At 38.7% G+C, this 12,482-nt stretch carries 10 protein-coding genes; 4 read left to right on the top strand and 6 right to left on the bottom strand.

Annotated features, from left to right (window positions below):
- Positions 1–10: 10 nt before the first annotated feature.
- Together FC33_RS00125 and FC33_RS00130 are read right to left on the bottom strand one after the other, a co-directional pair.
- The gene (locus FC33_RS00125; protein ID WP_057826607.1) at positions 11–421 is read right to left on the bottom strand and encodes a helix-turn-helix domain-containing protein; all 411 of its coding nucleotides are present in this window, start codon (positions 419–421) and stop codon (positions 11–13) included.
- Positions 422–512: 91 nt separating this feature from the next.
- Positions 513–1,286 carry a DUF6574 domain-containing protein gene (locus FC33_RS00130; protein ID WP_057826608.1) on the bottom strand — a complete coding sequence of 258 codons (774 nt, stop codon included), beginning with the start codon at positions 1,284–1,286 and terminating at the stop codon, positions 513–515.
- A 133-nt stretch (positions 1,287–1,419) separates the two neighbouring features.
- On the opposite strand from FC33_RS00130, the gene FC33_RS00135 reads away from it, so the two are divergent.
- Positions 1,420–2,517, top strand: a complete 1,098-nt coding sequence (locus tag FC33_RS00135; protein ID WP_057826609.1) for a glycoside hydrolase family 3 protein — start codon at positions 1,420–1,422, stop codon at positions 2,515–2,517.
- A 190-nt stretch (positions 2,518–2,707) separates the two neighbouring features.
- Here the strand turns inward: FC33_RS00135 and FC33_RS00140 are convergent, their stop codons facing one another.
- Together FC33_RS00140 and FC33_RS00145 are read right to left on the bottom strand one after the other, a co-directional pair.
- Complete coding sequence (locus tag FC33_RS00140) at positions 2,708–3,574, bottom strand: DegV family protein (RefSeq protein WP_057826610.1); 867 nt, start codon at positions 3,572–3,574, stop codon at positions 2,708–2,710.
- Positions 3,575–3,793: 219 nt separating this feature from the next.
- Positions 3,794–5,734, bottom strand: a complete 1,941-nt coding sequence (locus FC33_RS00145; protein WP_057826611.1) for a sucrose-specific PTS transporter subunit IIBC — start codon at positions 5,732–5,734, stop codon at positions 3,794–3,796.
- A gap of 263 nt (positions 5,735–5,997) precedes the next feature.
- Here FC33_RS00145 and FC33_RS00150 point away from each other — a divergent pair, with 263 nt between their 5' ends.
- Together FC33_RS00150 and FC33_RS00155 are read left to right on the top strand one after the other, a co-directional pair.
- The gene (locus tag FC33_RS00150; protein ID WP_057826612.1) at positions 5,998–7,491 is read left to right on the top strand and encodes a sucrose-6-phosphate hydrolase; all 1,494 of its coding nucleotides are present in this window, start codon (positions 5,998–6,000) and stop codon (positions 7,489–7,491) included.
- Between the two features lie 16 nt (positions 7,492–7,507).
- A complete protein-coding gene (locus tag FC33_RS00155; RefSeq protein ID WP_057826613.1) occupies positions 7,508–8,497 on the top strand; it encodes a LacI family DNA-binding transcriptional regulator in 990 nt (329 codons plus the stop codon).
- Positions 8,498–8,554: 57 nt separating this feature from the next.
- Here the strand turns inward: FC33_RS00155 and bsh are convergent, their stop codons facing one another.
- Both bsh and FC33_RS00165 read right to left on the bottom strand, forming a co-directional pair.
- Positions 8,555–9,502 carry a choloylglycine hydrolase gene (gene bsh / locus FC33_RS00160; protein WP_057826614.1) on the bottom strand — a complete coding sequence of 316 codons (948 nt, stop codon included), beginning with the start codon at positions 9,500–9,502 and terminating at the stop codon, positions 8,555–8,557.
- A gap of 166 nt (positions 9,503–9,668) precedes the next feature.
- Positions 9,669–11,003, bottom strand: coding sequence for a conjugated bile salt MFS transporter (locus tag FC33_RS00165; protein ID WP_057826615.1), 1,335 nt, complete (start codon positions 11,001–11,003; stop codon positions 9,669–9,671).
- 470 nt (positions 11,004–11,473) lie between these two features.
- On the opposite strand from FC33_RS00165, the gene FC33_RS00170 reads away from it, so the two are divergent.
- The gene (locus tag FC33_RS00170; protein ID WP_057826616.1) at positions 11,474–12,382 is read left to right on the top strand and encodes a site-specific integrase; all 909 of its coding nucleotides are present in this window, start codon (positions 11,474–11,476) and stop codon (positions 12,380–12,382) included.
- Positions 12,383–12,482 lie beyond the last annotated feature (100 nt).

The raw sequence follows: 12,482 nt of genomic DNA on the forward strand, positions 1-12,482 counted from the left end.
TTTAACTTTGCTAATCATCCAATGGCAACGTTAATTCATCTGATTGAGCTTCAACTGATTGCCGTTCAGCTTTGCCGTGCAAAAAGCCTTTGATCATTCCGTAAATTGCTGTTTTCTCATTTGCTGACAATTGATGCCCATTAAAATTCAATTGAGCATTTGACGTAAATAAATCATCAAGTTCAACTTCGGTATATTGCCGCCCTGCAAGAAAATCCAGCGACACGTTAAAGTAATCTGCCAGTTTCATCATTTCGATATACGACGGAGTATTCACACCGCGTTCCCAACTCCCAATTTGGGGACCGGTATTAGCTCGTTCACGCGGATAATCCGCTAATGATTGGTTTAACGCGCTGGCTAATTCCGGCAACGATAAGCCTTTCCCTTGCCGAAGAGCCCGTAATCTTTCAGGAAACATTTTATCACCTCATAAATTAAAACCTTCGAATCAAAAAGAGGTCGTCCCGTTGCCGGCACAACCTCCTTCCATTAAAAACTTTGCTTTTCGGCTATTGTAAGCCGCCGCCCATCATCATCATGAAGACTTGAACTCCAAATGAAATTACCTTCATAATGATTTCTGATGACAGTAAGTAGAAAATAAAGAATCCTAATCCCATTACTAATGCAGTTACGATTCCGGCATAGATCCGGTCAAGGCCTTCTTCATTTGAACGGCTGATAACCGCAACTAACACTGCAATTCCAAAAATTGCTGATGCAAAAAGGGTCAATAACGAAATTGCCCGCCCGGCAATTCCAAAAAGTCCGAGAACCAAAATTACAAGCGTTAAAATCACGTTGATTCCGCTGTAATGAGTGATGCGGTTAGTATATGCCCAAAAGTTTTCTTTCTTGCCTGAAACCAAATACCGGCTTACTAAGTATGTTCCACCGATAATAATTGCGGCTGCGATCAAACTGAAAATGAAAAGCTTCAAGTAAACTAACAATTCAGCAATGCTTGACTTGCCACCATTCAAAACGTAAAAAATGTTGTTGATATTTGCACCGAAAAATGAATTCTTAACTAATACGTGGAAGAAACGGTACAATGCGCCGAAGAAAACAAGTAATTCAGCAACAATGGTAACGACCCCATACCATTTTGCACCTTCAACCTCTTCTCCGGGATGGATCCATGAACTTAAGATCCACTTAAAGTAATTTAATTTCTTCCCCGTTGCAGCTGCACTTGCTGCATTTGAAGAATTATCCTTATTCTTTTCATCGCCGTGAGGATAAAAAGTAACGGTTTCTAATTTTGAATCGTCTTTTGACATTCGATCTACTCACTTTCTCTTTATAAAATACAGTTTTATTGTAAACTAATTGATTTCTTTTTTAAAGAAGAGGGTATTTATTTTCATTAAAAGAATTTATAATTATTTGTGAAAAAAGATGGAGGAGTTTGCGATGCAATTTAAAAAATCATTTCAAGCTGTTATTTACTTTATTCTTGGACTCTTGGCGTGTTGCCTGACGGTAAGTTCTGCCCACGCTGACCAGCTATCAAAGCGAATTGACCATATGAGCCTGCAAGATAAAATTGCGCAGATGTACTTTGTTCCGAGCGATGGCAATCAAAATGACGTTCTCAACGCCATTCAGCAATATCATGTTGGCGGTGTTGTCTTATTCGGGGCTGATTTTCAAAACCAAACCCCTGACCAGTTCAAAGCCAAACTTGCCGGATGGCAAAAAGCAAGTCAGATTCCGCTTTTTATCGGAACTGATCAGGAAGGCGGGACCGTTTCGCGCCTAAGTGATAATCCTCAATTAACAAACAACCAGCAATTTCCATCACCGCAAGCATTAAATAATAATATGCAAGCTGAAGTGAATGAAGCCCGAAATGTTGCTGGGATTCTTCACAATTTAGGAATCAATTGGAACTTCGCCCCTGTTGCCGATGTTTCAAATAATCCTCAAAGTTTCATCTATCCCCGGACATTCGGAAAAGATTACCAGCAAACGGCAACGTATATTTCAAAAGTTGTTCCGGCAATTCAAAGTCAAAAAGTGGTTGCAACCCTCAAACATTTCCCAGGTTATGGAACTGAGGGCGACACCCATACGGGATTTGCTTCAACTAACAAATCGCTTGCTGATTTTCAAAACCAAGACTTTCTTCCGTTCATTGCTGGAATTAAAAGTCATGCCGATGCAGTGCTCGTTTCACACATTGTGATCAATCAGGTCGATAACCATTATCCGGCCTCATTATCACCGCAAGTTCATAAAATTTTAAGAGATCAATTACACTTTAAAGGCGTTATTATCACCGACGACCTTGAAATGGGTGCAATTACCCAATTCGCCCAGGATAATCACGTCAACGCCGATGTTTTAGCTGTTGAAGCCGGGAACGATATGCTTCTGAGCAAAAACTATCAAACCGGAATTCCGGCAATTGAACAGGCCGTTAAGAACCACCAAATTTCAGAGAAACAGATCAACCAGTCTGTATATCGGATTTTAAAGCTTAAAGAAAAAATTGGATTAATAAAATAGAAGGTGTGACAAAACAATAAAAACGAGCGTGGTGGAAGCAGAAAAGTGAACGAATCGCGAAGCATAGATTCGGAGCTTTTCGAATTAGCTTCGCGTCACCACACAGCTCGTTTGTTTTGGAACCCGATTATGCGGATATAACAAAAAGGTTGCGACTTATATCACAGTTTCATAAGTCACAACCTTATTTTTATTTATATTCATCTGGTTCTGGTTTTTCTGCAAGCGTAATAACGCCAATCGCATTCAACCCTGTATGAGTCATAATGATTGGACTCGTTAACCGGGCAATGTATGCTGCGTCCTTGCTGTTTTCTGGAAGAACAGCATCCTTCACCTTTTCCAAATATTCATCGCTACAATCAACATTTGAAAGTGATAATTCCTGAATTGAGTTATCCTGATGCCGTTCTTTTAGTTCTGCACAGTATTTGAAGAATGTCTTCCGGCTACGGCCCTTCTTGACAACATCCAAACTATTTTCCCGTAAACGGACAATGACCTTCAAATTGATCAATTTGGTCAACATGCTTGCCATCTTCCCAAGCCGGCCGCCTGACAAGATGTTATCCAAATTATCAACTAAAACATCGATCGTCGTCCGTTCAAGGATATCTTTACAATGCGCTTGAATTTCCGCAACCGTCTTCCCCGCAGCTGCATCCTTCGCCGCTGCTAAAACTTGAAATGCTTCACCGCGATCAGTTGACTTACTATTGATCACCGTTACATCCGTTGACGACATTTCAGCTGCTGAAACCGCAGTTTGATACGTTCCGCTTAAAACATCCGAAAGCAAAATGGCAACGACCTGGCTTCCATCTTCACCCAAACGATCAAATACATCGACAAACGAACCGACTGCTGGTTGGCTTGTCTTTGGTTTATTCCCCTTTTTCAATTCTTCAACAAGTTCTTCACGGGTGATCGTTTCACCATCAACAAAAGTTTGCCCATTGATTTCAATTGTCAACGGAACAATTGTAATGTTATTTTCTTTAATTTCTGCTGGGGTTAACTGAACTGATGAGTCAGTTACAATCTTGATATTTGCCATTTTAAATTCTCCTTAAGCAGTTTTCTATTCTAATTATATATTAAATGTTTTCAAAATCAATATAATATAGACTTAAAGTCTAGATAGTTTAGCTACCAAACATCTCGGATCATTTTTATTATAGTCGATTACTCCCAATTTTAATAGCCAAATTCAGCATTAATTCCAATAAAAAGCGCGGAAGTGATTGAAATCACCCCGCGCTTCAAGATCATCATTTTATTTTGCGACAACTTTAATGAAATCGTCACCATGGTGAATTTCGTCAGCTTTCTTGTGACCAACTTCAGCATAGTTAGCGGTGTTCGTGATAATTGTCATTACAGTTGGATCGTATCCAGCCTTTTGAACAGCGTCAATGTCGACCGTTCCTAACTTATCGCCCTTCTTAACCGTTTGACCTTGCTTGACAAAGCTTTCGAAGTGTTCGCCCTTTAAGTTGACCGTATCAATTCCGACGTGAATCAGAACCTCGGCGCCTTTATCAGATGTAATTCCATAAGCGTGCTTGGTTTCGTAGGCAACTGAAATCTTACCGTCAACTGGAGCATAAATCGTTCCATCAGTTGGAATAATTGCAGCGCCATCACCCATCATCTTAGTTGAGAAGACTTCATCGTTTGTTTCTGATAAGTCTTCAACTTTTCCGTTAACCGGAGCAGCAATAACTTCACTGTTTAATGAAACTTCTTGCTTTTGTTCAGGTTCAACGTGATCTTCCTTAGCTTCAATTGCTTCAGCTTCTGAAGTTGCAACCGGAACAGGATTTACAAGTTGATTGTGAGACTTTCCGTAAAGGAAGGTAACCGCAAAAGCAATTGCAAAACTGATCAATTCACAAATTACATAAACAATGATTGACTTTGTGTTAACTGATAAGAATCCTAAGAATCCAGCAGATCCAAGGGCAACAGCCCCAACCTTAAAGATTCCGGCAATAAATGAAGCAATGCATGAACCAACTAAGGCACAGAAGAATGGGAACTTGAATTTCAAGTTGACCCCAAAGATTGCAGGTTCAGTAATTCCAAGTAATGCTGAAACGCCGGCTGATGAAGCTAAACCTTTTGTCTTCTTATCCTTTGTTAATGTCATCAAGGCAAAGGTTGCAGCCCCTTGTGCAACGTTCGCCATTGAAGCAACGATGAAGATAAAGTCGCCGACACCTTGGTGGTGAGCAGTAAAGGCTGAAATCAATTGAACTTCAACAGCTGGGAAGCTTTGGTGCAAACCAGTTAAAACAATTGGTGAGTAAACCGCACCGAAAATCCCCATTCCAAATGCGCCGGTCGTGTTGTACAACCAAACAATTCCATCAGTGATCAAGTTTGAAACTTCACGCATCACCGGACCAACAACCGTAAATGTTAAGAATCCAGTAATGATAACTGAAAGTAATGGGGTAAACGTAAAGTCAACTGCTGATGGCAAGTGCTTGTGGAAGAACTTTTCTAAAATTGAAAGAATCCAAACTGCTACTAATACCGGAATAACTTGGTATGTGTATGGTGTTTGGGAAACATGCATTCCAAAAAGGTTCCAGAAATGACCTGCAACCAAGCTTGGGGAGGTCATCATCATTCCAATCACGCCACCAAGGAATGGATTGGCACCAAACCGTTTAGCAGCTGAGAAACCAACCATGATCGGCAAGAAGATGAATGGTGCTGAAGCCATTACTTGAATCATTTGTGATACCGCTTTGAGTTGCGGAACCATTTGAATAACAGCTTCTGGGCCAAACAAACCTTTTGATGTAATGAAGTTATTCAAGGCCATCAAAAGACCACCGGCAACTAAGGCTGGAATCAACGGAACGAAGATGTCAGACAAAAGTTTAACGAATGCCATGATTGGATTTGGTTTCTTTCCGTTTTGGGCAATGTCTTTCAAATCTTCGGTCGAGGCTTCCTTAACGCCTGTTTCCTTTACAAAGTAATCATAAACATTATTAACATCCCCAGGGCCGATAATAATTTGATATTGGCCGTTTTGTTTGAATGTTCCTTTAACATCATCATTATTGTCTAAAGCTGCTTGATCAACCTTAGAATCATCTTTTAAGACTAACCGAAGCCGGGTTGCACAGTGAGCAGCAGCAACCACGTTGTCTTTTCCAACAGCTTTAACAACTTCAGATGCGACTTTCTTGTGATCCATGGTGATTCCTCCTTGGTTTTTATTTTTGTGAAAACGTTTTATATTCCTGAGTACATTTATAATGATAGCGCATTCTCAGGATATGTCAATCGTTTATCACAAAATAAATAATCATTTTTTGAAAGCGAAAACAATATTGTTATATCAATTATATATTTATGATAATCGATTGACACACTTTGCAAATTTATTTATCATAAAAATGAATTTAGGATTTAATAGTAATTAATAAAAACATCACTTTAATGAAAGAAGGCTCATTCATGGAATGGACAACTAAAAAAAGATATTTGCCATATAACAAATGGGATGCGGAGACATTACTTGACCTGCAAGCTCAAGCTGATCGATCACAATCGCAACTCCATTACCATATCCGGCCAAGTTCCGGCTTACTGAACGATCCGAACGGCTTTTCATATTTTAACGGTGCATGGCATGTCTTTTATCAACAATATCCATTTGGCGCAGTTCATGGATTAAAATCATGGCACCATATGAAATCTGCTGATTTGGTTCACTGGGAAGATATGGGACTAGCTGTCAAACCTGATACCCAATTTGACAGTAACGGAGCATATTCAGGTTCCGCAACCGTGATCAACGATAAATTATTCTTAATGTACACCGGAAATGTCCGCGATCAAGATTGGGTTCGGCATTCCTACCAAAACGGAGCCTGGATGAATCAAGATGGTAACATTGAAAAATTAGCCCGGCCATTGATCGAAGCCCCTGATCATGTTACGGAACACTTCCGCGACCCGCAGATTTTAAAACATGGCGATAAATACTATGCGATTTTAGGAGCTCAAGATAAAGAAACCGAAACTGGTAAAATCGCTATCTTCAGTGCTTCTGACCTAACCGGTAAATGGACTGATCTTGGATACATTAATTTCACCGACAAAGACATGGGGTACATGATTGAATGTCCAAACTTGGTTTTTGTTGATGATCAACCCATTTTGATTTTCTGCCCGCAAGGATTAAATAAGAAAATCACTTCTTATGAAAATATTTATCCAAATATGTATGTTGCTGGCAGCAAATTCAAGTTTGACGCTGCTAAGATGACAACGTCTCAAACCGCCCCGATCAATTTGGACGATGGCTTTGATGTTTATGCTACTCAAGCATTTAATGCGCCGAATGGAAAAGCTTACGCAATCAGCTGGGTTGGCCTTCCCGACGTGGAATATCCAACTGACAATGAAAACTGGGCAAACTGTTTAAGTCAAGTTAAGGAACTCTCGCTTGAAAACGGGCGGTTGATCCAACGGCCAGTTGCTGCAATGGGAACTTTGCGCCAAGCCGGACATCTGATTCGAACCGAAAAGATCATTGATGGCCGTCAAGTTGTTGAAAGCCACGCTGGCCAACAATATGAATTGAAAATTACCATCGCCCGGAATCAAAGCGGAACTTTGCACCTTGCAGGAAACCACACCGTTGATCAAAGTTTGCAACTCAACTTTAATACTGGGAAAGACGCTTTCTTTGAAATTGACCGTTCAAAGGCTGGCCAAACGTTCAATGAAAAATTTGGTGTGACCCGGAAGATCCGCCTTCCTGAAAACCAAGACCTTGACCTTGATATTTTCATTGATCATTCATTAGCCGAAGTCTTCGTCAATAACGGTGAACACGTAATGACATTGCGCTACTTTGCCGATCAAAAAAATGATAAAATTGCACTTACAGGAAAGAATTCATTAAACTACTATGGAACTTTCTGGAATTTAGCAGATATGTAATTAAAGAGGATAACTTATGCGGCCAAAATTAACGGATGTTGCCAAAAAAGCAGGGGTTTCACCAACCACTGTTTCACGTGTAATCAATAATTATGGATATTTAAGCGAAAAAACAAAAAATAAGGTTTACCAGGCGATCCAGAAATTGAACTACCGCCCAAATTCATTGGCACGTTCCCTTCAAGGAAAGCAAACCAATTTGATCGGCGTGATCGTCCCTGATATTACCAATCCATTTTTTGCCGAGCTTGTTAGTTCGATTGAAAAAGAACTATTTAATAAGGAATATAAAATGATCCTTTGCAACGCGAACCATGACAGCCGCAAAGAACAGGAATACCTTCAAATGCTGATTGCCAACCAAGTTGATGGAATTATTACCGGAACCCACAACTTAGATATTGAAGAATACAATAAAGTCGGGCTTCCAATTGTTTCTTTCGACCGGACCTTATCAGAAAACGTCCCAATCGTCAGCTGCGATAATTACCAAGGAGGCTGTTTGGCAACCGAAGAGCTTTATCAAGCTGGATGTCGGCACATCGATTACTTTGGAAATCCGCAATCAATTGCCAACCCGACTAATCAACGGTTAAAAGCATACGAAGATACGATTCAAAAGTTTGGTTTAAAAGCCCACGTTCACGCTGTTCGCTTTTCAGAATCACCAACGCTAAAAGCCGTTTCAGTCCGGCAATTGCTTGAACAACACACTGCTGATGGAATCTTCTGCTCGGATGATTTAACTGCGCTGTTAGTTTTACAAGAAGCTCAAAAACTCAACATTCATGTTCCAACGCAACTGAAAGTTATTGGCTTTGATGGGACGAAACTCAATCAGACCTATCACCCTGAACTTTCAACGATCGTTCAACCAGTGAAGGAAATTGCTGAATTGTTGACTGAATTGCTTTGCAAACGAATCGAAAATCCCGATTTCAAAACGGAAACTAATCAATTTAAACTACCCGTCAAAATTCTTCGAAGCAAAACAACGGCTCATTAAAATGCAAAAAAGGCCGGTGACATCAAAGTCACCGACCTTTTTCTTTGCTTACAAATCTTAGTAGATTGTAACCTTATCAGCATTCATGTTTTCGTCTGTAAATTGAACGCTCTTCATTTCGAAGTCATCGAAACGGTTGTAGTAATATGTGTTTGTCTTGGTTGAGAAGCAGCCTGTGTAAACAGTGTATTCATCTTTACCTTGTTCATTGATGACACTTCCATCAATCATTGCAACAGCCTTCAAAATGTTGAAGAACTTCGCAACGTTTGCCTTTTCGCCGTCAACGGTTGGGTAGCTGGCATTCAAGTAAGCAACCTTTACAAACCGTGAAGCTGGAATGCTGTCGCCTGGTAAGCCTAAACTACCTGTTCCAACACCCAACGGGCGAATTTCTTGACCGTTCCAATCATGGGTTGTTGCATCGTTTGGTGTTAACCCAGCATAGTTGTTAAGGTTTGTCATGTGCCATGGATAATCAGGGTTGTTCGTCAAAACGCCAACGTGGTTATCATAAACTTTAAGACCGTCTTTTGTTTGTTCAACAACAACTGATTCTTTCTTGTCACTGATGATCCAGTGTAATGGAGCAACTGGCATTTGAGGTGCAAATGGAGCATCAACTAAGTTCAAGTTTGCTAAGCCCTTCTTAGCTTCTTCAACGGTATCGAATTCTTCCATCAACCATAACATGAATTCGTATGGTGCCATATTTGTCTTGCCGTCAACTGGGCCTTCTGTAAAGTGAGCATAGCGTGGGAAGTTTAACCCGGCAATTCCAAGACCGTTTTCGTTGATGCAGTCAAAGTACATTGGGTAGTCGCCAGCCATGATTCCCATTCCAATAATTGCCTTTGTTGTCTTACCATCTTCCAAGAACTTGTATGGTAATTCATAGTTTCTCGGTGTTACGATAACTTTTTCGCCGTATGATGATTCAACATCCAAGTTACGGCCAAAATATAAGTTACCTTCTGAATCATTAAAACGTAAACCTGTACACATAATAATGTCTCCCTTCAAAATTCACTTATCAACTACTATATAAATAGTTTATCATTCACTAAATTGAAAATTCTAATATTATGACTCATATTTAAAGAATCATTAGTTTTAAAACAATAAGCCGTAGAATAAGCTTCATATCCCACGACTTACTGATTTTAAAAAATTATTTGTTTTGCTTTGCCATCATTGCTTTTTGCATTCCTTTGATCTTAACAACTGAGATGATCAAAAGAATGAATCCAATAACAACGCATGCCATCATTACATACCATGCAACGGTAAAGCTTGCCATGCCCTTGATGATTCCGAATAATGGAGCACCGATCGCAAAACCAATAGCGTATGCTAAACCTACAAGTCCAAGCATAACCCCTTCATCTTTAGAGCCAAACAAGTCTTTAGCCATGAAAGCAGGACCTGACATGTAACTAAATACGGCTAAACCACAGAAGATTGCGTATGCAATTCCGGCAACTTTACTTGCATGACTGCCGAATGGTTGGAAGCTGACGAAAATCATCATTCCAATTGATAATACATACATTACAGCAGCGTATGTCATTGCTTTGGCAGTTCCTAATTTATCAAATAAGATCCCACCAGTAACGTTACCAATCAAGCAACCGAAGCCGTACATCATTCCGATTGTACCAACAACGCCGAAACTTAATTTTGTATCTAAGAATGCAGCGTAGTCTTCGTTCAATGAAGCCAAACCAATTCCGATAATTAAGAAACCGATACTGAAGATCCAGAACCATGGCATTTTCATAACTTCTTTAGAAGTCCAGCCTTCGAATTCCTTAGCCTTTGCTTCTGCAGCAGCCTTCTTAGCTTCTTCAAGTTCAGCCTTTGTAGCAACGATTTCGTTGTCCTTAGGTGTCCGGATGAAGAATGTAATGATCAAACCAATTACAAATAATGCTGCGGCAAAAATAAAGAATGGAGCCATTGATTCAAGGTGACCAGTCTTTGTTCCACCAACCATGTACTTTGCTAAAATCTTTTGCGTAAATGGTTGTAAGAAAATATTACCAATTGAACCACCACAGAAAGCAACACCTAAAGCAGTTCCACGGCCTTTACCTGGGAACCAGTGATTGATTACCCACGGAACACCTTGGCCTGAGAAGAATGTTGAACCGATCATACATAAAATCGCAGCACCGTAAAATTCTGGTAATTTTGAACTAATTCCAAAAATTACATATGCTAATGCTGAAATGATGATCCCTGCCATATACATTACTTTAAAGTTAACCTTAGCTAAACCTTTACCAATAAATGGTGAAGCAATCGAAGCTGCAACTGCACCAAATGTAAAGATCAAGGTGTATGATGCTAAGCTAAAGTGGAATGTATTAACAAGCGGGTGAACAAATAATGGTTGAATGTTTTGTGCAATCCCATAAGGAATGGCTTGCGTAAACATACAAAGGAAAATCATGAAATACTTATAAGCGTTACTTACAGGTTTCTTTTCGCTTACTGTATCCATAATGCAAACCCTCTTTCTAAAAATAAAAAATATAATTGCAATAAAACTTAATGGATATTTACATTTTGTCAAATTTATAATGATTTGATATTACCGAAATATCCTAAGTCCCATCTTTAACAAACGTTATTATTGCACAGTTACCGCGGAGCGTCAAAAATTAAGACTTGTTAAATTGATAAGCTTTAATTAATTTGTAACAATTATATTAAATTGTTCCGTTTGAAAGAGGTTACATATCGAACTATTATTTGATGAAATTATTTGTTTTTCAGTTTTAAAATAGTGACTTTTTCATCATTATAAGTTACTAAAATTCTTATGATAATTAAATGAATTAAAGGTTAATTATATTAATATTTTTCTATTAAGTGTAAGGATTTCATTAAATATTTTTGATGTTCACTTCTTAATCATTTACCTTATCATGAATATTATTGCAATATTTGAACTTTATCGAGGTGAATAATATGAAAAACATTGACGAAAATACAACTCTTTTAGAATATTTTAAATTATGGATCAAACTATACAAAGATGGTGCTGTTCGTGAAGTGACATTAAGGAAATATTGGGAAACATATCACTTTATTGAAAAGAATATTCCAAATTTAAAACTTAAAGACGTGACCCGGATCAAATATCAAGAATTACTTAACTTATACGCTCAGTCTCATGAACGCCAAACGGTAAAAGACTTCCATCATCAAATTAAGGCGGCCCTTTTAGATGCCTATGATGATGAGTTAATAAAAAAGGATCCAACTCGAAGAATTGTAATTAAAGGGAAAAAGCCAAAAAAGAAAAAAACTAAATTTCTTAATGAAAACGAACTAAAACTTCTCTTAAAGCAACTGAAAACCAATAAAAATGATCCAAGTCTTGATTGGTTAGTTTTATTAGTTGCTAAAACTGGGCTTCGTTTTGCTGAAGCTTTAGGAGTCACTCCAAACGATTTCGACTTTGAAAACCAGACACTAACAATTAATAAAACATGGAATTATAAAGAAGCAAAGGGAGGATTTCAGCCAACCAAAAATGAATCTTCAAACCGAAAAATTGCACTTGATTGGAAAACCTGTCTTCAATTCAATAACCTAACTCTTCAGTTGAACTCGATTAGCCCAATTTTTGTAAAAAAGAGAATTTATATTCTTAGTAATAAATGCATTAAAGCTGGAATTCCTGAAATTTCAATTCATGGTCTTCGTCATACTCATGCGTCCTTGCTTTTATATGCTGGAGTTTCAATCGCTGGGGTTTCAAAAAGGTTAGGTCATGCCAGCATTACTACAACCGAAAATACATATTTACACATAATTAAAGAATTAGAAACTCAAGATAATACTCTAATCAAACAACATCTATCTCAACTCTAACAAAACAAAAAAGCTATGTTGATAACCAACATAGCTTTTAATTCGCACGGCAACTTCCTACCCTCGCAGGAGGCGTTCCTCCAACTACTATCGGCGTTTT

The organism is Ligilactobacillus aviarius subsp. aviarius DSM 20655 (genome assembly GCF_001436315.1).
GTDB lineage: Bacteria > Bacillota > Bacilli > Lactobacillales > Lactobacillaceae > Ligilactobacillus > Ligilactobacillus aviarius.